Source organism: Agrococcus sp. UYP33 (assembly GCF_054060915.1).
Genome location: NZ_JBSSDR010000001.1, coordinates 1,350,590 through 1,371,131, shown reverse-complemented (window position 1 = coordinate 1,371,131; position 20,542 = coordinate 1,350,590). Strand labels below are relative to the sequence as shown.

Genomic DNA, 20,542 nt, shown 5'->3' with positions numbered 1-20,542 from the left:
CAATACGCTGACCTGATGCGCGTCCCCCGAGCCTCCTCCAGCGGCATGCTCGGCGGTGTGCTGCTCGTGCTCTGCGCGATCGCCTCGGTGCAGTTCGGCGCCTCGATCGCGAAGACCGTGTTCGACCGCATCGACCCGGCAGGGCTGACGCTGCTGCGGCTCGCGTTCGCGGCGGTGATCGTGCTGCTCGTCGCGCGCCCGCGCATCCGCTCGTGGGACCGGGCCGCGTGGCGGGCGATCGCCTTCCTCGGCATCACGCTCGCCGCGATGAACCTGCTCTTCTACCTCGCGCTGCCGCGCATCCCGATCGCCGTCGCGGTCACGCTCGAGCTGCTCGGGCCGCTCGTGCTCGCGCTCGTGCAGTCGCGGCGCGCGGTCGACGTCGCGTGGGTCGCGCTCGCCGCGGTCGGCGTCGGCGTGATCGGCGCGCAGTCGATCGGCGGCGACCTCGACCCGGTGGGCGTCGTGCTCGCGCTCGCGGCTGGCGGGTGCTGGGCGGCGTACATCCTCGCCTCGGCGTCGGTCGGGCAGCGCGTGCCGGGCATCGGCGGGCTCGCGGGTGCACTCGTGATCGCCACGATCGCCGTCGCGCCGTTCGGGGTCGTCGGCGCCGTCGGCGCGGTCGCGGCCGATCCGAGCGTGCTCGTGCCGGCGTTCATGATCGCGATGCTCTCGAGCGCGATCGCCTACGGGCTCGAGCTGCTGGCGCTGCGCCGCGTGCCGACCCGGGTCTTCGGCATCCTCATGTCGCTCGAGCCGGCCGCCGCGGCGATCTTCGGCTTCCTCGTCGTGCGCGAGCTGCTGACCGGCTGGGACCTGCTCGCGCTCGCGCTCGTCATCGTCGCGTCCGCAGGCGTCGCCCTCACGGCGGCGCGCGCACGCCGACCGGCGCCGCCGAGCACGGGCCCCATCACCGGTCTCGTGCCGCCGCTCCCCTGACCCGCCCCGCACCCTGCCACGATGGAGGCGTGGATCGGCACGACGACGACGCACGGCGCTGGGCTCGGCCCGCGGCCGACGACGCGCGCGCGCCGTCGGGCCGCGACGGGGCCTCACCCGAGCAGGCGCCGCACTCGGCGGCGTCGCACTGGACGCGCGGGACGCGACCGACCCGCGAGCCGGTGGACGCACCCGGCGTGCCGGTGCCCGCGCTGCCGTGGGAGCAGCCGCCCGCCGCGGCGGACGAGGGCGCGCGAGAGCCGCGGATGTGGCCGATCGCGGCCGGCGTCGCCGGGCTCGCGGTGCTCGCGTGCACGCCGCACTGGGTCGCGCCCACGATCGCGCTGATGGTCTCGCTCGTCGGCATCCCGATCGCGTGGGGGTTCCGCCGCATCTCGCACGGGCGCCGGCGCGTGCAGTACGTCGTCGTCGTGCTGACGCTGCTGCTCACGGCGACCCTGTCGATCGTCGCGCCGATGCTGTGGCTGCAGCTCGGCGTGCTGCAGCCGCTCACCGTGCCGACCTAGTCCGGCCGGCCGGGCCCGGGCTCGTGCGCGGGTGCGCGGGGTCAGCGGCGGTCGCCGCGGTGCAGCCATCCGGCCGCGAGCCGGGTGATGAACGGCAGGATGATCCCGACCATCACCGGCGTGAGGATCACCGTCGAGATGACGAGCCGCAGCGGCAGCAGCAGCTCGTTGAAGCCCGGGATGAGCCCGAGCAGGAACGTGACGAGCACGTTCATGGGGAAGAACGCGAGCCAGACGACGATCATCTGCTTCCACACCGGCGGGGCGGATGCGGAGGGCCGGATCTCGACCCGGTCGCCGTCGACGACGACGCCCTGCGGTGCGTCGAACCATCCCTCGATGCCCGTGCGGCGCTCGACGCGCGCCTCGCTCGCGAAGCCCGCGCCCGAGGCGATCCACTGCTGCCGCTCGGGGCTGCGCTCCCACGCCTCGAGCGTCTCGGCGTCCTCGAAGCGGTAGAGCATGTGCCAGCGCTTGCTGCCGCGCGACTCGCGCACCCAGCCGGCGCCGAGGAAGCCCGGGAAGTACGTCGCGAGGTCGACGCCGTGCCGCACCCACGCCTGGGCGTAGCGGTCGAGGGTGGAGTCGACGGTGCGCTCGATGGCGACGGTGATGGGGCGGGGCTCCTGCATGCATCCACGGTGGCAGATCCGGGGTTTCGTCCGCATGTCGAGCGCCCTAGCGTGGCGGCATGACCAAGTACCTGATCTCCTTCCCGAGCGGCGAGATGCAGTTCGCCGAGGAGGACTTCCAGACCGTCGTCGACGAGTCGCACGCCGTGATCCAGGAGGCGAAGGACGCCGGCGTCTACGTCTTCGGCGGCGGCATCGACGAGTCGGTGCCGCCCGTGATGGTGGCCCACGACGGCACCGTCACCGAGGGCACCTACCCGCAGACGCGGCAGATCGAGGGCGGCTACACCGTGCTCGAGATCCCGACGCGGGAGGAGGCGGTGACGTGGGCGGCGAAGATCGCGAAGGCGTGCCGCTGCCCGCAGGAGCTGCGCCAGTTCGGGTACGACCCGATGAGCTGAGCCGCCGATGCCCGGAGAGCTGTTCGAAGAGCTGCTGTCCGTCGCGTGCGTGCGCGACCGGGCGGCGGGACTGCGCTGGTACGAGGCGTTCTTCGGGCGCCCCGCCGACGAGGTGGTAGGCGAGGAGGCGCTGTGGCGCGTCGGCTCGGACGCCTACCTCGTGGTCGACGAGCGGCCGGAGCGCGCGGGCGCGTGCACGATCACGTTCGCGGTGCGCGGCCTCGACGCGATGCTCGAGCGGATGGCCGAGGCCGGCATCCGGCCGGAGCACGCGGAGCGCTACGCCAACGGCGTGCACCACGTGACGATCATCGATCAGGACGGCAACAGCCTGTCGCTCGCCGAGGCGCCGCCGGGCTTCGCGCCCTGAGCGCGAGCCCCGCGGTCAGCAGCTGCCGTTCGCCTGCAGCGCCGGGTCGTGGATGATGCCGCCGTCGATGTCGAAGCCGGTGACGAGCTCGTCGTCGACCACCTCGATCGACTGCAGGGTCAGCGCTGCCGGCAGCGACGACGCGATGCAGACGCTGCGGTCCTGCAGCAGCGGCTCGAGGAGGCCGCCGAACTGCCCCCGCAGCTGGTCGGCGGTCACGGTCGCCTCCGCGACGGTGCCCTCGACCGGCGAGAGCACGAGGTCGCCGTCGGCGGCGCCCGGTGCGAGCACGAGGCCGAGCGGGATGGTGGCGCCGAGCACCTGGATCTCCGTCGAGGCCGTCACGTTCGGCGCCGCGAGCTCGATGCTCTCGGCCGGGAAGCCGTCGATCGTCGAGAGCAGCGAGCGCAGCTGCTCGGTGCTCATCCGCACCTCGGCCGTGCCGCCGGCCGCGGCTCGATCGGCGCGGATCGGGACGCCCCGGAGCTGCGCGGTGACGTCGCCGCTGAACTCGCCGACCGTGACGTCGTCGGAGGCGATGCGCACGTCGGCGAGCGTGCCCGCGATGAGCTGCGGCACGAGGATGCCGTCGACCTGCACGTCGACCTGCTGCTCCGCCGGCAGCTGCAGCTGCTCGACGACGGTCGAGCGGACGGTCGCGGGCACCACCTGCCGGGCGACCAGCTCGGCGACGACCGCGAGCACCGCCACGACGACCAGGACGACGAGGCCTAGGACGAGCCAGCCGCGGGCCGGGCCGCGACCACGGGGCGGGTCGGCCACGGCGTTCACCCGCATGCTCTTTCGCGCACACGAATCTGGTCGAAGCTACCGGCGATCACTTTACGAGACTAGAGCCCATGTGGGCCGCGGGTCCGATTGGGGACGTAAGCGCAGCGGCGCCTGTTGAAGTGGGACCTTCGACTGCGCGGGGCAGCGGTGGAGCTCACTGTTCCCCTAGTACCGGCCATACGCGCTACAGCGTCGCTGCGCTCGACCGTATCGTTGCCGCCCCGCTACAGCGCGATTGGCCGTCGCGGATCTTCGCCTCCAGGAGTTCGCGAGGCGAGGTCGGGCAGGTATCTGGCCAGATACCAACGGTCGTTGGAGAGGGCTTCGTAGAGGGCACGCTCCCACGAGTTCACTCGATTCGATGAGCGCTGCTCCGCTTGCTCGCGCAGTTCCTTCACGACCGCGCTTTCGCCCCTTTCTAGCAGGAGACGAGGCATCCGATCGTCCAGGCCAGCTATTTCCTGAGCAGCCTTGACTTTGAAATGCGTGCGCAGCTCCAACGCACGCAGATGACTCGCGGCTCGGGCGCGCAGTGGCGGAGTTGCTATGCCTGCCCCGTCTACATAGAAGCGTGCCACCGGACCGCCATCCACTTCGACTATCACTGCGCGAAGCCAACGCGTCCGGCTCACATTATCGTAGTACGGATGCAGCGTCGCTCCTCGGAATCCAGCATTTGATTGTTCGAACGCGCCCTTCTTTGAGTTGCACTCGGGGCACGCCGGTACAAGATTCAACGCTAGCACGGTGAGCGCGCTAAACTTCTTCAAGGAGAGGTAGTGATCCAGCGTGCTCGGAGCGCGGTCGCTGCAATATGGACACCGATTTAGCGCAGCTCGCGAGATGAGTTCGTCGTACAAACGCCGTGGTGTCTTGTTCTTTTTCAGGCGCCGAAAAAGCTCCTCGAGTTCACCGACCGTGACGTGCTTCGGTGCGTACCCAGAAGGTTTCATCGACGCGAGTGCGCCCGCGCGTGCGTGAGCCGAGTATGCCCCGCATTGGACCAAAATTGCGGGGCGTTCACTCGTGAGCCGTCGAGCAAGAGCATCGTCATTCAAGCTCAGCACGATGGCGTCGAAAACCTCGACTGAAGTGATCCGGGGCACGCCCAAGAACTCCATATCAGAACTCGTCGTCTTTCTCGATTTGGTCGTTGAGCGCCCGGAGGACAGCACGACCTTCCGCGCCGAGTTCATACTTGGTCACTCCGTCGACTGGAGCCCGCGCGGCACGACTTAGGATGTCGTGGAAGCCGGTCTCTCTGACGTCGAGTCCGAACACTTCGGAGGTGAGCACCGATATTGTTTCCGCGAATGTCTCGATCCGGGGTGGCGATGTAGACACGATCTCTCCGCTCCTGCTCAGAACCGTCACGCATCGGCGTGGCACCTCTTGAAGCACCACGGGCGAGTGAGTTGCAAGAATGGCGACGCCATTGCGGTCGATGGACAGCTGCGTGACCGCTCGCACTAGCGCCGACAACAACGGGGGGTGCAGATGGGTCTCGGGTTCATCCAAGAGGAGAAGCGTTCGTTCTTCAACGTAGCGGATCAGCGAGGTGATCGTGAGCAGGACGATCTTGTGTCCGGAACTCAATTCGTCGAAGAACTCCGATGCTCCTTCAACGCCGTCCGGGAGAAGATCGCGAGTGATGAGATCCTCTACGTTCAGCGCGGCCAACACCGGATCGGCTTCGGTCAGGATGGCGAGCGCGTCCAGCCAACGCTCCCGTCGTGGAGATCGGACGCACGCTCGCAGCGATGCCGAGAACTGGATCGCCAATCGGTCGTCAAGCCCTGCCGATGGCGCTCCCTCTAGCCCCACCACATGGTGAGGGAGGTCACCAGTTGAGCCATCTGGATCGTTGAGATACCCAGGGAAGGTGTCGAAGGCCGAGAATGTCACAGTAACGACATTGTCGAACGGAACGCGACGATTTCGGTTGGCAAACGCTTCGAGGGACACGAAAGACCCGGACTTCAGGGGATCGGCATCGCTCCGCAAACTCTCCGCGAAGTTTCGCATTAGTGTGCTCTTCCCCACGCCGTTGGCTCCGATTATGACATGAACGTTAGTAGGAGGGATGGAATCGACCGTGACCTCGAAGCTCAAAGACGCAGGCAACCCCCGACCGCTAGTCGGCCCGGTGTACGTGAAGCGGAAGTCGGTGCGTGGCGCCTCTCCTCGTGCGATCCAGTGGAACTGAGCCCTTACGACGGTGGGGTCGACATTGCGTATCAACGACTTCACGGTGACGGTCTCCTGGAGGGCCCGATCGAAAAGCTCCAGGTCGAGGGCCATATCTCGGAGAGCCGCAAGCACCTTGCTACTCAGACCATCAGGCAGGCCGCGAAGCCTCTCGTAGTACTCTCGATCTTGACCCAGCGAGAAGAAGTCCGATGCCAAGCCTGAGAACTTGTCTGGCAGCTTTGTGGAGGCATGTTCCGCACCCATACCGAACTGGGCTATTTTGACTGTCCCTAATTGATGCACCTCGCCTGCCCGGTCTCGGTACTGCATCTCGAATGTGGTCTTGAAAGTGAAGTCATCCCAGCGGTCTCTCACCAGCGTGAAGACGTCCTTGTCTTGATCTGGCCATTGACCGAAAGCGATGACTCGAAATCGAGGCTTCATAGTGTGATGATGTCAGTTCCACCCCTCAATCGCGCCGCGCCACTCGAGGTAACCTTGCAGGCGGCGTGTCGGCTGAAGCGTCCGTTGACTCACACAACGACCGGTCGACTCACCTGCCCTCACACAACATCAAACCGGAACGCCGCGCGGCTCGATTCGTCCGGGCGCAGCACGGCAGGCGAAGCGGACGGCTCAAGCCGAACAACGACCGCCACCTCGTTGCGCGAGACCGGCCACCACTTCAGGCAACAAGTTCTGGCTCGGCTGCGTCGAGGCGCGGCGGCGGGCTTCGCGCGGTGGTGATTGCAGAACAGAAGCAACCGCTCCACTATCGTCGCAGGACCTGGAGGCGTCCGTGGAGCGGATGACGGGAATCGAACCCGCGCTATCAGCTTGGGAAGCTGAAGTTCTGCCATTGAACTACATCCGCGTGGCCGCCGAAGCGGCGAGCCCATCCTACGCCACGACGGTCGGGCCGTGCCCCGGGGCGTGCCTCGCGCGCTCGTGACGGGTCAGGGCGCCCGCCAGAACCGGACGGCGAGCAGGGGCCGAGCCGCCTCGCCGCGTGCGGCCGCCACCCACCCGCGAATGACGTTGATGAGGGTCATGATGGCGCCACCGATGTAGGCGATGCCGAGCAGGCTCCCGGTGATGGCGAGCACGACCCCCTGCGGCGACGAGCCCGAGATGCTGCCGCCGCTCGTGAGCGCGAAGAGCAGCACGACGTGCAGCACGACCGTCACCACCACCGCGGTCATCCACGTGAGCGACCAGTTGAGCGCCGCTCGCGAGTTCGCCTCGTCGACGCCGCCGTTGCGCACGGCGCCGCCGCGCAGCCCCAGCAGCACGGCCGGCACGACCAACAGCGGCACGAGCGGGATCGGCACCCAGCAGAGCAGCTGCCACGCCCAGTGGCGCACGCCCGTCGTCGGCAGGGGCGCGAGCGGCCCGCCCGCGTAGCCATGCTGCGACGCGAATCCCTGCTGCGACTGTGAGGCGAAGCCCTGCTGCGGCTGGAAGCCCTGCGGCGCGAACCGAGGACGAGCCTCGTCGGGCATGCGCGCGGGTGGCTGCGAGTGCGGATCGGTCACGAGCAGACGCTATCGGCGCCAGGGCGCCGACGGCTGAGCGGGCCGCGGCGGGAACCGCCGCCGCCACGCCGTGGCCGCGCGCTACGCCGACTGCTCGGTCGTGACCTCGCGCCGCGGCAGCACCCAGCCGGGGCGGGCGAAGTGGCAGGTGTAGCCGTTGGGGATGCGCTCGAGGTAGTCCTGGTGCTCGGGCTCTGCCTCCCAGAACGGCCCGGCTGCCTCGATCGTCGTCACGACCGGTCCGGGCCAGAGTCCGGATGCGTCGACGTCGGCGATCGTGTCGAGCGCCACGCGCTCCTGCTCTGCCGACAGCGGGAAGATCGCGGAGCGGTAGCTCGTGCCGACGTCGTTGCCCTGGCGGTTCAGCGTCGAGGGGTCGTGGATCTGGAAGAAGAGCTGGAGGATCTCGCGGTAGCTCGTGCGCGCGGGGTCGAAGACGATCTCGATCGCCTCGGCGTGCCCGGGGTGGTTGCGATAGGTCGCGTTCGCATTGCTGCCCCCGGTGTAGCCGACTCGCGTGGCGACGACGCCGGCGCGAGCGCGGATCAAATCCTCCATGCCCCAGAAGCATCCGCCCGCGAGCACGGCGGTCTCGGTGCCCGGGTTCTGCGTGATCGTGCCTGTGTCGGTCATCTGCTGCTCCTTCGTGATGATTGCGGGCGCTCCGGCGTCGTGATCGCCGACCCCACTTGTCTGCAACGTGTTCGGGACCGGATCTGGTCCCGGATGGGGCGATCGATGTGCAGGTCGACCCGCGGGGCGTCAGCGGCGGTACTCGTGCGCGACGAGGTCGTGGTGCTCGGGGTGCTTCACGAGCCAGCCCTGCACGAACGTGCACTGCGGCACGATCGTGTGCGGGGCATCCCGCGCGCACTGCATCGCGAACGACGCGAGCGCGCTGGCGACCCCGTGCCCGCCGAACGCCTCGCCGACGACCGTGTGCCGGAGCGTGCGCTCGCCGGTCTCCTCGTCGTCCGAGTAGGCGAGCACGCCCGCGAGGTGATCGCCGATGTGCGCCTCGTAGCGCGAGCGGTCGGTGTCGTCGCCGACGACCACGTGCGTGGACTGCTCCGTCATGGCTCCCATCCAAGCCGTTCGGCTCCGATGGGACAAGGCTCAGGAGCGGTCGCCGCGGGCCTCGCCGGGAGCGATCGGGCTGGCGTCGACTGCACCGGGCTGGCCCGTCGCCGCACCGGCGATCGCGGACTCGGGGCTCATCGTGTCGTGCAGGTGCACCGGCTCGACGTCCTTGCCTGCGCGCTTCCTGCGACGCGAAGCCGCGAGGAGGTTGAGCCCCTCGACGAGCACCGCGAAGGCCATCGGACCGTAGATGAGGGCCTTGTCGATGTGGATGCCGAAGCCGTCGGCGATGAGGAAGACGCCGATGAGCAACAGGAATGACAGCGCAAGCATCTTCACCGTCGGGTGACGGTTCACGAACTCGAAGATGAACTTGGCGGAGAACAGCAGGATGCCGAACGAGAGCAGCACGGCGGTGATGATCACGATCATGTTGCTCGTCATGCCGACCGCGGTGATGACGGAGTCGAGCGAGAAGACCAGGTCCATGAGCAGGATCTGCGCGAGCACGGCGCTGAAGGTCGCCTTCACGACGGAGGCGGCATGCTCCTCCGCACCCTCGAGCTTCAGGTGGATCTCGTGCACGGCCTTGTAGAGCAGGAATCCGCCGCCCGCGATGAGGATCAGCTCGCGGCCCGAGAAGCCCATGCCCCAGAGCGTGAAGAGGTCGTCGTTGAGGGTGATGATCCAGGCGGCGAGCAGCACCAGCAGGATGCGCATGAGCATCGCCAGCGTCAGGCCGAGGTTGCGAGCCTTCGCCTGCTGCTCCGGCGGCAGCTTCGAGGCGAGGATCGAGATGAAGATGACGTTGTCGACGCCGAGCACGATCTCGAGCACGAAGAGCGTCAGGAAGACGGCGATGAGATCGGGCGTGAATTCCAGGGAGAAGTCCATGTCACCGACAAGGATAAATACGCGAAGGTGACGGGATGCTCGGAAGGTTGCCCGGCGCGCCTCACGGCACGCGGTGCAGCCACTCCTTCGTGCTGAACTTCGTGCGGATGCGCTCATCTGCCTCCGCGAGCTCGGCGGCGGAGAGCTCGCCGTCGGTGCCGCCGTAGAGCCTGCGGAAGGTCGCCTTCAGCGCGTCCTGCACCTCGGCCTTCTCCATGCCGGTCTGCGAGCGCAGCGGGTCGACGCGCTTCTTCGCGCTCGTCGTGCCCTTGTCGGAGAGCTTCTCCTTGCCGATCCGCAGCACCTCGGTCATCTTGCCGGCGTCGATGTCGTACGACATCGTCGCGTGGTGCAGCACGGCGCCGCCCGCGAGCCGCTTCTGCGCGGCGCCGCCGATCTTGCCCTTCGCCGAGGTGATGTCGTTGAGCGGTGCGTAGAAGGCGTCGATGCCGAGGCCCTTGAGCGCCTCGATGACCCACGCGTCGAGGAACGCGTAGGAGTCCTGGAAGCTCATGCCCTGCACGAGGTCGCCGGGCACGTAGAGCGAGTAGGTGATGGCGTTGTCGGGCTCCGAGAACATCGCGCCACCCCCGGTGATGCGCCGGAGCACCGGGATGCCGTGCCGCTCGGCCGCCTCGGGCTCAACCTCGTTCTTGTACGACTGGAAGGAGCCGAGGTAGACCGCGGGGCCGGAGAGGTTCCAGAAGCGCAGGGTCGGACCCCGCGTGCCCTTCGCGACCGCCTCGGTGAGCACCTCGTCGAGCGCGGTGTGCACGATCGGCAGCCGGGGCTCGTCGTCGATGATCGTCCACTCGTAGTCGCTGAACGAGCTCGCGTGCTGCAGCGCGCGGCGGATCGCGACGCCCACCGACTCGGGCGTGAAGCCGAGCAGCACCGCGTCGGCGGGCAGGCCCGCCTTGATCGCCTCGCCGATCTCGGCGGCGGATGCGGTGACGGCGAGGCCGTTCACCGACGCGTCGATCGCGCCGAGCGCCTCGTCCGGCTCGAGGAAGAAGTCGCCCGCGAGCCGGAAGCCGGCGATGCGGCCGTCCTGCTCCTCGAGGTCGACCACCACGAGCTTGCCGCCGGGGACCTTGTACTCGCCGTGCATGCCTCCAGCCTAGGCGGTGTGCCTGCCGGACCCGATCGCGGATGGTGGACCCGGGATCTCGGGTCCAGCATCCGGAAGCGGGTCCACGCCGCCGGCTCCGGGGCCGGCGCTACTCGGGTCGTCCGCTCGGTGCGAGCTTCGCGTCGAGCCAGGCGACGAGGTCGTCGAGCACCTTCGCCTTATTGATCTCGTTGAAGATCTCGTGCCGCGCGCCCGGGTAGATCTTGACCGTGACGTCGGTCACCCCGCGCCGGGCGTAGGCCTCCCCCAGCCGTCGCAGCGACTTCGGGCCGGCCATCGAGTCGTCCGAGCCGCCGGCGATGAGCAGCGGCAGCTCGGGCGGGATGCGCTTGCTCGGCACCTGGTAGAGGCGCAGGCCCTCGATGATGCCGAAGGACTTGGCCGGCGTCGCGGCGAAGGTCAGCGGGTCGGCGACGAAGGCGTCGATCACCGCCTGGTCGCGCGAGAGCCACTCGAAGCCGCTGTCGCCCAGGTGCACGTGGCGGGCGTTGAGGTCGCCCGCCTTCACCCAGCCGGGCATCGAGTATGCGGTGCCGCTGAGCACGGCCGCGTCGACGAGCTCCGCGCGGGTGCTCAGCAGCATCTGCGTCACGAGCGAGCCCCACGAGTGCCCGATGATCCCGACGGGCAGCCCCGGGTGCTCCGCGCGGATGCGCTTCAGCACGTTCACGAGGTCGCCGACCACCGCTCGCATGCCACCCGGGCCGAGCCGGCCGAGCTGGGTGGTGTCGCCGCCGTGCTGCTCGATGCCGGTCGCGCCGTGGCCGCGCTGGTCGAGCGCCCAGACGGCGTAGCCGGCCTGCACGAGCCGCTGCGCGACGTGCTCGTAGCGGAGCGCGTGCTCGCCGAGCCCGTGCACGATGAGCACGACGCCGACGGGCTTGCCCGGCTTCCAGCGGTAGGTGTGGATCGTCACGCCCTGGAGGTCGACGAACGTCGACTCCTCACGCAGCGCGGTGAACTGGGGCACGTCGGGAGTCTACGTCGAGGCGTGCGGACGCCAGCCGAGACCGCCGTCAGCATCCGCTCAGGTCAGCCGAGCGCGCCCCGGACCGCGACCGCGATCGCCGGCCGCGGGTCGGATGCGTCGTGGCGCGCGATGCGGTGCAGGATCAGCCCCTCGCAGAGCGCCATGAGCGCTTCGGCGGCCACCGCCGGCTCGGCCGCGCCGAGCTCGCCGAGCGCCTCGCGCGTGACGAGGACGTAGCCCTCGCGCGCGGTCGCGAGCCGCGCGCGCAGCTGGTCGTCGTGCGCCGCCTCGAGGAAGAGCACGTGGCGCGCAGTCGTGGTCACCCGCTCCGGACCGGTGACGAGCTCGACGAGGCCGGCGAGCGTCTCGACCAGCTCGGCCGGGCCCTGCGGGCGCATGGCATCCCGCACCTCCGGCATCTCCGCCGCGGTGATGGCCTCGACCGCGCCCTCCAGCAGCGCCGCGCGGGTGCGGAAGTGGTTCGAGGTCGAGCCCTCGGAGAGGCCCGCCGCCTGGTCGACCCGGCGGTGCGTGAGCGCGCGGGCACCCTCGGTGCCCAGCAGCGCGATCGCCGCCTGCACGACGCGCTCGCGAGTGCTGCTCACGTGCGCCACCCTACGGCCGGAGCCGCCCCTGAACTCGCCTCTCGCCACATCACTACGATCGTAGTACGTTGCCGCCATGCAGGCATCGATGCAAGCGCCCATGCCGGAGGTGGCAGGCGTCGCCCATCGCCGGATCCGGGCCGGCGACCTCGACGTGCACGTCGCGGAGGCGGGCGAGGGGCCGCCCGTCGTGCTGCTGCACGGCTCGCCGCAGCACTGGTTCGAGTGGCGCCGGGTGCTGCCGCTGCTCGCCGCCGACCACCGGGTGATCGCGCCGGACCTGCGCGGATGCGGGTGGACCTCCGCACCCGCCTCCGGCTACGACCTCGACACCCAGACCCGCGACGTGCTCGCGATCCTCGACGCGCTCGATCTCGAGCGCGCGACGCTCGTGACCCACGACTACAGCGCCTTCATGGGGTGGCGGATCGCGTTCGATCACTCCGAGCGCCTGGACGCCCTCGTCGCGCTCGGCGCGCCGCATCCGTGGTTCCGCCCGACCGCCGCGATGGCCGCGCAGCTCTGGCGCGTGTGGTTCCAGCCGGTGCTCGCGATGCCGGGCCTCGGCGAGCGCGTCGCGCGCGGCGGGCGGCAGCGCGTCGTGCGGTCGATGCTCGACGGGTCCCGGCCCACCTTCGACGAGGCGGAGCGGCAGTCGTTCCTCGCCGCCTGGCGACCGCCGGAGCGCGCGCGGGCGCTGTCGTCGATCTATCGGCGGCTGGTCCTCCCGGGCATGGCTGCGCTCGCGCGCGGGCCCTACGACGGTCGGCACCTGGGCGTGGCGACGAGGATCGTGCTCGCGGGCGACGACCCCGTCATCCGCGAGGCGGGCATGGGTCCCTGGCGCGGCACGGCCGACGACCTGCGGACGTCGACCGCGGAGGGCGCCGGCCACTACATCGCGAACGACCGCCCCGATGCCGTCGCGGCCGCGGTCCGCGAGCTCACCGGCCGCTGAGCCGCTCAGGCCTTGGCGAGGCGCTTCGCGAGGTGGTGGCCGGTCAGCGAGTCGCCGGGCGTCGCCGCGAGCGCCGCGGGCGTGCCCTCGTAGACGATCGAGCCGCCCTGCGCGCCGGCACCCGGCCCGAGGTCGATCAGCCAGTCGGCGCGCGAGACCACGTCGAGGTTGTGCTCGATGACGATCACCGTGCGGCCGGCGTCGACGATGCGGTCGAGCAGGCCGATCAGGTTGTCGACGTCGGCCATGTGCAGCCCGGTCGTGGGCTCGTCGAGCACGATCACCTCGGCGTTCGTGCCCATCTCGATCGCGAGCTTCAGCCGCTGCCGCTCGCCACCGGACAGCGTCGTGAGCGTCTGGCCGAGCCGGATGTAGCCGAGCCCCACGTCGACGAGCCGGCCGAGCATCGGCTGCACCTGCTTCTCGGTGAAGAACTGCTGCGCCTCCTCGACCGACATGTCGAGCACGTCGCCGATCGACTTGCCGCGCAGGTGGTACTCGAGCACCTCCGCCGTGAACCGGCGGCCGCCGCACAGCTCGCACGGCGTCGTGACACCTGCCATGAACGCGAGGTCGGAGTAGATGACGCCGAGGCCCTTGCACTCCGGGCACGCGCCCTCGGAGTTGGCGCTGAAGAGCGCCGGCTTCACGCCGTTCGCGGCGGCGAACGCCTTGCGGATGGGCTCGAGGATGCCCGTGTAGGTGGCCGGGTTGGATCGCCGCGAGCCCTTGATCATCGTCTGGTCGACGAAGGTCGCGCCGTCGCGCGGCAGCGAGCCGTGGATGAGCGACGACTTGCCGGAGCCCGCGACGCCGGTGATCGCGACGAGCACGCCGGTGGGCACATCCACGTCGACGCCCTGCAGGTTGTGCTCGCGGGCGTCGCGGATCTCGATGCGCCCGGCGGGCGTCCGCACCGTCTCCTTCAGCTGCTGCCGGTGCTCGAGGTGCTGGCCGGTGCGGGTGCCGGAGGCGCGCAGCTCGTCGAAGGTGCCCTCGAAGACGACGGTGCCGCCGTGCACGCCGGCGCCCGGCCCCATGTCGACGACGCGGTCGGCGATCGCCATCACCTCGGGCTTGTGCTCGACGACGAGCACCGTGTTGCCCTTGTCGCGCAGGCGGCTGAGCAGTCCGTTCATGCGCTCGACGTCGTGCGGGTGGAGCCCGGCGGTGGGCTCGTCGAAGACGTACGTGACGTCGGTGAGCGCGGAGCCCATGTGGCGCACCATCTTCGTGCGCTGCGCCTCGCCGCCCGAGAGCGAGCCGGCCGGCCGGTCGAGCGAGAGGTAGCCGAGGCCGATCGCGTCGAAGGTCTCGAGCAGGTCGACGAGCTTGGCGCGCAGCGGGGCGGTCGCCGCACCGCCCGCGGTGGGCGGGATCGCCGCGATGAACGGCGCGAGGTCGGTGAGCTGCATCGAGGTCGCCTCGGCGATCGTGATGCCCTGCACCCGCACCTCGCGCGCAGCGGCGTTGAGGCGGGAGCCGCCGCACTCGGGGCAGTCCTCGAAGGTCGCGGCGCGCTCGACGACGGCGCGGAGCGTCGGCTTCATCGAGTCGACGTCCTTCACGAACACCGACTTGCGCAGCTTCGGGATGAGGCCCTCGTACGTCATGTTGAAGCCGGCGAAGTTGACCTTCTGCTCCTCGCCGTGCAGGAAGAGGTGCAGCTCGTCGGCGGTGTAGTCGGCGACGCGCTTGTCGGGGTCGAGCAGGCCGGAGTCGGCGTAGATCTTCCAGTACCAGGTGCCCACGGTGTAGTTCGGGAAGTCGATCGCGCCGTCGTTGAGGCTCTTCGAGCGGTCGACGATCACGTCGACGTCGATCGTCGAGACCCGGCCGAGTCCCTCGCACGCCATGCACATGCCGCGCGGGTCGTTGAACGAGAACATCACCGACGACTCGAGCCTCGGCTCGCCCACCCGCGACCAGAGGATGCGGAGCATCGTGTACGCATCCGTCGCCGTGCCGACGGTGGAGCGCGAGTTCGCGCCCATCTGGTCCTGCCCGACGAGGATGGCGGCGGTGAGCCCCTCGAGGCTGTCGACCTCGGGCTGCGGCGCGGGCGGCATGAAGCCCTGCACGAACGCGTCGTAGGTCTCGTCGATGAGGCGCCGCGACTCCGCGGCGATGGTGCCGAACACGAGGCTCGACTTGCCGGAGCCGGAGACGCCCGTGAAGACGCTCAGCTGCCGCTTCGGGATGTCGACGTCGACGCCCCGGAGGTTGTTCTCGCGCGCGCCCCGCACGCTGATGTGCTCTGCCACGGGATGACGGTAGCGCGAGGCGCCCACAGCCGCGCCTGCCATCCTGGCTCCGTGCCGCAGGTCGTCGTCCGCTCATGGGTCCCCGTCGAACCGGCGCTCGCCTTCGCCGTGTCGCAGACGCAGGGCGAGGTGCGGCTGCGCTGGGACCCGTTCATCCGCCACCAGCGGCTCGTCGATGCCGATCGCCCGGCGAAGGGCGTGCGCACGGTGACGCGCACACGGCTCGGGCTCGGGATGGTGAGCGAGTACGCGTCGTACCGCCCGCCGACCTCGGTGGGCATGACGATGCTGCAGGGGCCGTGGTTCTTCGAGCGGTTCGGTGCCGGATGGCGCTTCGCGCCGGAGGACCGCGACGGCGCCCCGGGCACCGCGGCGAGCTGGAAGTACACCTACACGGTGCGGCCGGCGTGGCTGCGGCCGGTCGCCGAGCCCATCGGCCAGTGGCTGCTGGGCCGCGAGATCCGTGCACGCATCGCGGCGTTCTCGGCGGCGTGCGACGACGACGTCGTGCTCGCCTCGGCCAGGGCGGACCTCGGCGCCTAGCCGGATCCGCGACTAGCGCAGCGCTGCCGCGTCCTCCTTCGGAGAGCGCCGGCGCGCGACGAGCAGCACCACGGCGGCGAGCACGGCGCCGAGCGCCGCCCCGACGGCGTTCGCGATCGCGTCGTCCACGGCGCACGAGCGGCCGAGCGCGGGTACGAGTGCTTGCACGAGCTCGATCGCCACGGTGAGCACCGCCCCGGCGAGCGCGCCGAGCGCCGGCCTGCGGCTCGCGATGCCGACGAGCAGTCCGATCGGCACGAAGAGCGCCACGTTCGCAAGCGGCTCAGGGCCTGCCAGCGTGCCGTCGCGGCCGAGCACGCAGACGAGCTCGACCTCCCTGCCCGTCGGGTACAGCGTCGTGACGAGCACCGCCACCGCGGCGAGCGCGGCGAGCGCCCACGCCGCGCGCGGCCGCGTCGCGAGCCACCAGCCGAGCGGCGGGCCGACGACGACCGAGGCGGCGAGGAGCGCGAACGCCAGCCACGGATACGCCGCGAGCAAGGTGGAGAGCACATCGAGACGCTACGCCCGGGCGACCACACCGCGCGTCCGCCGAGCGGATGACCCGGCTGTCCGTCGCACGGCGGGGTCGAGGCGGGGCGCGGGCGTGGCCGGGCGCGATCGTGGCTGGGCGCGGCTCGCGGCCGGGCGGCGAGTACGATCCCGGAGGCGGCCGGCCGCCATCCCCAGCTGGAACGACCGAGGAGCCGCATGTTCACCTGGAGCCGCCGCGACGACACGCGACTGCACGCATCCGAGCTCGTGCTCCCGGAGGAGCGCCTCAGCTGGGCCCGCACGATCGGCCTCGGCATGCAGCACGTCGTCGCGATGTTCGGCGCCACCTTCCTCGTGCCGATCATCACCGGGTTCCCGCCGTCGACGACGCTGCTCTTCTCCGGCATCGGCACGATCCTCTTCCTCCTCGTGACGGGCAACCGGCTGCCGAGCTACCTCGGCTCGTCGTTCGCGTTCCTCGCGCCCATCGGCGCGGCGACGACGATCGGCGGCCAGGGCTTCGCGCTCGCCGGCATCGTGCTCGTGGGCGCGCTGCTCGCGGTCGTCGGCCTCATCGTGCACCTCGCGGGCACGCGCTGGATCGCCGCGCTCATGCCGCCCGTCGTCTCGGGCACGATCGTCGCCCTCATCGGCTTCAACCTCGCGCCGGCAGCCAGGGACAACTTCCTGAAGGACCCGCTGCTGTCCGTCGTCACGCTCGGCGCGATCATCCTCACCGCCGTGCTGTTCCGCGGACTCGTGGGGCGCCTCGCGATCCTGGTCGGCGTCGGCGTCGGCTACGCGGTCGCGGGCGTGACGAACAACGTCGACTGGACGGGCGTCGAGGAGGCGGCCTGGATCGGGCTGCCGCAGTTCCAGACGCCCACGCTCGACCCCGCACTCATCCCCTCGCTGCTGCTCTTCGTGCCCGTCGTGCTGCCGCTCATCGCCGAGAACCTCGGGCACGTCAAGGGCGTCGGCCAGCTCATCGACCGCGACCTCGACCCGCTCGCCGGCCGCGCGCTCATGGCCGACGGCGGCGCGACGGTGCTCGCGGGACTCTTCGGCGGCTCGGCCACCACGACCTACGGCGAGAACATCGGCGTGATGAGCGCCACGCGCGTGTTCTCGACCGCCGCCTACTGGGTGGCCGCGATCACCGCGATCGTGCTCGGCCTCTCCCCCAAGGTCGGCGCGATCATCTTCGCCGTGCCCGCCGGCGTGCTCGGCGGCGTCACGACCGCGCTGTACGGCCTCATCGGCATCATCGGCGTGCGCATCTGGATCGAGAACCGCGTCGACTTCTCGATCCCGCGCAACCAGTTCGCCGCCGGCGTCGGCCTCATCGTCGCGATCGCGAACTACACGCTCACCGCGGGGCAGCTCGTCTTCGAGGGCATCGTGCTCGGCACCGTCGCGACGCTCGTGATCTACCACCTCATGGATGCGCTCGAGCGGCTCCGCGGACCGCGGTCGGACGCCCGGGACGACCACGCGCCGCCCGCCACCGCGCCCGCGGGCGAGTCGCGCTGACCCGGGTCGCCGGGAGAGGGGTCGAAGCCCGGCGACCGACGTGCCACGATGGCGCCATGGACGCTCCTGGCGATCGCTGATGCCCGCTCTCCCCTCACCGCGCCGCGTCCAGGGCACCTACTACGTGCTCACGCTCGGCAACACGCTCGCGGCATCGTTCATCTGGGGCATCAACACCCTCTTCCTGCTCGATGCGGGGCTCACGAACCTCGAGGCGTTCGCGGCCAACGCGTTCTACACGGTGGGCGTGCTGCTGTTCGAGATCCCCACCGGTGTGGTCGCCGACACCCTCGGCCGGCGGGCGTCGTACCTGCTCGGCACGCTGACGCTCGCGGTCACGACGGTGCTCTACTGGCTGCTCTGGGTGTGGGAGTCGCCGTTCTGGGCCTGGGCGCTCGTCTCGGTGCTGCTCGGCCTCGGCTTCACCTTCTTCACCGGCGCCGTCGACGCCTGGCTCGTCGACGCCCTGCAGGCGGCCGGCTACGAGGGCAGCCTCGAGACCGTCTTCGGCCGCTCGCTCATCGTGAGCGGCGCGGCGATGCTGTCAGGGTCGGTGCTCGGCGGCTTCATCGCGCAGGTGACCGACCTCGGGGTGCCGTTCCTCATCCGAGCGGGCGTGCTGCTGGCGATGATCGTCGTCGCCGGGCTGCTCATGCGCGACCTCGGCTTCCAGCCCGACCGCAGCGAGGGCCCGATCCGGGCGACGCGCACGGTGCTGCGGGCCTCGTGGCGGCACGGGCTCGGCAACGCGCCGGTGCGCTGGCTGCTGCTCGCGAGCCCGTTCACGGCGGGCGTCGGCTTCTACGTCTTCTACGCCCTGCAGCCGCACCTGCTGCAGCTCTGGGGCGACCCGAACGCCTACACGGTCGCCGGCCTCGCCGCCGCCCTGCTCTCGGGCGCCTCGATGGTGGGCGGGGCGATCGCGCCGCTCGTGCGCCGGCTGTTCCGCCACCGCACCTCGACGATCCTGCTCGCGACGGTGACGAGCGTCGCCGTGCTCGTCGCGCTCGGCCTCGTGCAGGACTTCTGGATCGCCATCGGTCTGGTCGCCCTGTGGGGCGTCATGTCGGCCATCGACGACCCGGTGCACCGCGCCTACCTGAACGACCTCATCCCCTCGAAGCAGCGGGCGACCGTCCTCTCGTTCGACTCGCTGCTGGGGTCGGCGGGCAGCACGGCGTTCCAGCCGGCGCTCGGGCGCAGCGCCGACATCGGGGGCTACGGCTTCTCGCTGCTGCTGAGCGGTGCCATCTCGGCGATCGCCGTGCCGTTCGTGCTGCTGAGCCGCGCGCAGCACGACCCCGCCGACACCCAGCGCGAGGCCGACGCCGAGGCGCCGGCCGCGACCGATCGGCCGCCGACGACGGGCACGGCCGTCCCGACCGAGCGGCCGGGCTCCAGCGACTAGGCCGAGCCCGTCTCGACGGAGCCACCGGTCGCGCGAGGGGCATCTGCCCTCGCACCGCCGACCGCTCCGCTCGGATCGAAGCGGCGGGGGTCGAGGAAGCCGATGTCGGTGAAGGGCTGCTCGTCGACGGCGAGCTGCGCGGCGAGCTCGCCGAGCGCGGCCGCGTGCTTGAACGAGTGCCCCGAGCAGCCGCCGGCGACGATGACGCGGCCCGAGGCATCCGTCGGCCCGACGACGAACTGGCCGTCGGGCGTGTGGGCCATGATGCAGGTCGTGAGATCGGCCGGCTCCGGGTCGAGGTCGGGGAACGCGGCATCGACGAGCGCGCGGATGCGGGCGGTGTCGGCCGCGTGGACCTCGCGGTCGATCGCGTCGGGATCGTCCTCGTCGAAGGGGCCGTCGAACTCGGGGCCGACCTTCGCGAGGTCGCCGGGCAGGGCGCCGTGGCCCCAGATCCACTCCGCCGTGCCGGGCACGCTGCGGATGAACACCGGTATGCGGTCGATGGACGCGTCGCGCCCGTCGCGCGCGCCGAACCAGCTCATGACGACGCGGTGCGGCCGCACCGGCAGTCCGGTGAGCTGCGCGAGCCACGGCCCCGCGGCGATCACCACGCGCCGGGCGCGCACGTCGCCGCGCTCGAGCCGCACCGTGACGGCGGCGTGCCCGATGTCGCCGACGTCGTCGACCTCGATGCCGAGCACCCGCTCGCCGGTGCGGATGCTGGCGCCGGCGGCACGCGCGGCGTCGACGGCCGCGACGATCGCCGCCTCGGGCCGCAGCACGCCCGCCTCCGGATCCCAGATGCCCACGTCGCCCGGGTCGAGGCGCGCGAGCGCCGGCAGCCGCTCCGCGATCGCCGCGGCGTCGAGCTGCTCGACGGGCAGGTCGTGCTCGCGCGCGGCGGCGAGCGTGCCCTCGATGATGCGCGTGCCGGGCTGCCCGATCATGATGCCGCCGGTCTCGACGAGCAGCTCCTCACCGCTGTGCGCCTCGAGCTCGCGCCAGAGCTCGCGCGCGCGGCGCGCGATGGGCGTGAGTCCCGGGTGCTCGAGGCACGCGACGCGGAAGAGCCGCGACCGGCCGTGCGAGCCGCCCCATGGGTGGCCCGGCTCGTGCTGATCGATGCCGACCACGTCGAGGCCACGCGCGGCCAAGCGCCACGCGGCGCTCGACCCCACGGCGCCGAGCCCGACCACGACGACGTCCGCGATCCGCTCGCCCTGCTGCTCCACCGCATCCGCCCGTGCATCGCTCATCCCTCGAATCTACGA

The 20,542-nt window shown here is 70.7% G+C and carries 22 protein-coding genes and 1 tRNA gene; 8 read left to right on the top strand and 15 right to left on the bottom strand.

Features of this window, described 5'->3' with window-relative positions; translation table 11 throughout:
- Positions 1–15: 15 nt before the first annotated feature.
- Positions 16–939, top strand: coding sequence for an EamA family transporter (locus ACVWW9_RS06770; RefSeq protein WP_456514901.1), 924 nt, complete (start codon positions 16–18; stop codon positions 937–939).
- Between the two features lie 29 nt (positions 940–968).
- The gene (locus ACVWW9_RS06765; protein ID WP_456514900.1) at positions 969–1,466 is read left to right on the top strand and encodes a hypothetical protein; all 498 of its coding nucleotides are present in this window, start codon (positions 969–971) and stop codon (positions 1,464–1,466) included.
- 41 nt (positions 1,467–1,507) lie between these two features.
- On the opposite strand, the gene ACVWW9_RS06760 is transcribed toward ACVWW9_RS06765, so the two are convergent.
- Positions 1,508–2,098 (bottom strand): antibiotic biosynthesis monooxygenase, encoded by a 591-nt coding sequence (locus tag ACVWW9_RS06760; protein ID WP_354256772.1) that lies wholly within the window; start codon positions 2,096–2,098, stop codon positions 1,508–1,510.
- A gap of 59 nt (positions 2,099–2,157) precedes the next feature.
- Here ACVWW9_RS06760 and ACVWW9_RS06755 point away from each other — a divergent pair, with 59 nt between their 5' ends.
- Together ACVWW9_RS06755 and ACVWW9_RS06750 are read left to right on the top strand one after the other, a co-directional pair.
- Positions 2,158–2,499 (top strand): YciI family protein, encoded by a 342-nt coding sequence (locus ACVWW9_RS06755; protein WP_354256775.1) that lies wholly within the window; start codon positions 2,158–2,160, stop codon positions 2,497–2,499.
- A 7-nt stretch (positions 2,500–2,506) separates the two neighbouring features.
- Positions 2,507–2,869, top strand: coding sequence for a VOC family protein (locus ACVWW9_RS06750; protein ID WP_456514899.1), 363 nt, complete (start codon positions 2,507–2,509; stop codon positions 2,867–2,869).
- Positions 2,870–2,884: 15 nt separating this feature from the next.
- Here the strand turns inward: ACVWW9_RS06750 and ACVWW9_RS06745 are convergent, their stop codons facing one another.
- The 11 genes from ACVWW9_RS06745 to ACVWW9_RS06695 form a co-directional block, all read right to left on the bottom strand.
- Positions 2,885–3,661 (bottom strand): LmeA family phospholipid-binding protein, encoded by a 777-nt coding sequence (locus ACVWW9_RS06745; RefSeq protein WP_456514898.1) that lies wholly within the window; start codon positions 3,659–3,661, stop codon positions 2,885–2,887.
- A gap of 224 nt (positions 3,662–3,885) precedes the next feature.
- Entirely contained in the window at positions 3,886–4,782 is an 897-nt protein-coding gene (locus ACVWW9_RS06740) for an HNH endonuclease (RefSeq protein ID WP_456514897.1), read from the bottom strand.
- 1 nt (position 4,783) lies between these two features.
- Complete coding sequence (locus tag ACVWW9_RS06735) at positions 4,784–6,295, bottom strand: AAA family ATPase (RefSeq protein ID WP_456514896.1); 1,512 nt, start codon at positions 6,293–6,295, stop codon at positions 4,784–4,786.
- Between the two features lie 356 nt (positions 6,296–6,651).
- Positions 6,652–6,725, bottom strand: a tRNA-Gly gene (locus ACVWW9_RS06730).
- An 82-nt stretch (positions 6,726–6,807) separates the two neighbouring features.
- The gene (locus tag ACVWW9_RS06725; RefSeq protein WP_456514895.1) at positions 6,808–7,386 is read right to left on the bottom strand and encodes a hypothetical protein; all 579 of its coding nucleotides are present in this window, start codon (positions 7,384–7,386) and stop codon (positions 6,808–6,810) included.
- A gap of 81 nt (positions 7,387–7,467) precedes the next feature.
- The gene (gene msrA / locus ACVWW9_RS06720; RefSeq protein WP_456514894.1) at positions 7,468–8,019 is read right to left on the bottom strand and encodes a peptide-methionine (S)-S-oxide reductase MsrA; all 552 of its coding nucleotides are present in this window, start codon (positions 8,017–8,019) and stop codon (positions 7,468–7,470) included.
- Positions 8,020–8,148: 129 nt separating this feature from the next.
- Complete coding sequence (locus ACVWW9_RS06715) at positions 8,149–8,463, bottom strand: GNAT family N-acetyltransferase (RefSeq protein WP_456514893.1); 315 nt, start codon at positions 8,461–8,463, stop codon at positions 8,149–8,151.
- Between the two features lie 39 nt (positions 8,464–8,502).
- A complete protein-coding gene (locus tag ACVWW9_RS06710; RefSeq protein ID WP_456514892.1) occupies positions 8,503–9,360 on the bottom strand; it encodes a TerC family protein in 858 nt (285 codons plus the stop codon).
- A gap of 61 nt (positions 9,361–9,421) precedes the next feature.
- Entirely contained in the window at positions 9,422–10,471 is a 1,050-nt protein-coding gene (locus ACVWW9_RS06705) for a lipoate--protein ligase family protein (RefSeq protein ID WP_456514891.1), read from the bottom strand.
- A 109-nt stretch (positions 10,472–10,580) separates the two neighbouring features.
- Complete coding sequence (locus ACVWW9_RS06700; protein ID WP_354256798.1) at positions 10,581–11,462, bottom strand: alpha/beta hydrolase; 882 nt, start codon at positions 11,460–11,462, stop codon at positions 10,581–10,583.
- 62 nt (positions 11,463–11,524) lie between these two features.
- Positions 11,525–12,067, bottom strand: a complete 543-nt coding sequence (locus tag ACVWW9_RS06695; RefSeq protein WP_456514890.1) for a TetR/AcrR family transcriptional regulator — start codon at positions 12,065–12,067, stop codon at positions 11,525–11,527.
- A 76-nt stretch (positions 12,068–12,143) separates the two neighbouring features.
- On the opposite strand from ACVWW9_RS06695, the gene ACVWW9_RS06690 reads away from it, so the two are divergent.
- Complete coding sequence (locus ACVWW9_RS06690; RefSeq protein WP_456514889.1) at positions 12,144–13,025, top strand: alpha/beta fold hydrolase; 882 nt, start codon at positions 12,144–12,146, stop codon at positions 13,023–13,025.
- Between the two features lie 5 nt (positions 13,026–13,030).
- Here ACVWW9_RS06690 and ACVWW9_RS06685 read toward each other — a convergent pair whose 3' ends face one another.
- Positions 13,031–15,331 (bottom strand): ATP-binding cassette domain-containing protein, encoded by a 2,301-nt coding sequence (locus ACVWW9_RS06685; RefSeq protein WP_456514888.1) that lies wholly within the window; start codon positions 15,329–15,331, stop codon positions 13,031–13,033.
- A 9-nt stretch (positions 15,332–15,340) separates the two neighbouring features.
- On the opposite strand from ACVWW9_RS06685, the gene ACVWW9_RS06680 reads away from it, so the two are divergent.
- Positions 15,341–15,832: an SRPBCC family protein gene (locus ACVWW9_RS06680; RefSeq protein ID WP_456514887.1), complete on the top strand. Its 492-nt coding sequence runs from the start codon at positions 15,341–15,343 to the stop codon at positions 15,830–15,832.
- 12 nt (positions 15,833–15,844) lie between these two features.
- On the opposite strand, the gene ACVWW9_RS06675 is transcribed toward ACVWW9_RS06680, so the two are convergent.
- Positions 15,845–16,345: a VanZ family protein gene (locus ACVWW9_RS06675; RefSeq protein WP_456514886.1), complete on the bottom strand. Its 501-nt coding sequence runs from the start codon at positions 16,343–16,345 to the stop codon at positions 15,845–15,847.
- 198 nt (positions 16,346–16,543) lie between these two features.
- On the opposite strand from ACVWW9_RS06675, the gene ACVWW9_RS06670 reads away from it, so the two are divergent.
- Positions 16,544–17,860, top strand: a complete 1,317-nt coding sequence (locus tag ACVWW9_RS06670; RefSeq protein ID WP_456514885.1) for a uracil-xanthine permease family protein — start codon at positions 16,544–16,546, stop codon at positions 17,858–17,860.
- Positions 17,861–17,939: 79 nt separating this feature from the next.
- Positions 17,940–19,268 (top strand): MFS transporter, encoded by a 1,329-nt coding sequence (locus ACVWW9_RS06665; protein WP_456514884.1) that lies wholly within the window; start codon positions 17,940–17,942, stop codon positions 19,266–19,268.
- Here the strand turns inward: ACVWW9_RS06665 and solA are convergent.
- Complete coding sequence (solA, locus tag ACVWW9_RS06660) at positions 19,265–20,527, bottom strand: N-methyl-L-tryptophan oxidase (RefSeq protein WP_456514883.1); 1,263 nt, start codon at positions 20,525–20,527, stop codon at positions 19,265–19,267. The genes ACVWW9_RS06665 and solA overlap by 4 nt on opposite strands.
- Positions 20,528–20,542: the final 15 nt, after the last annotated feature.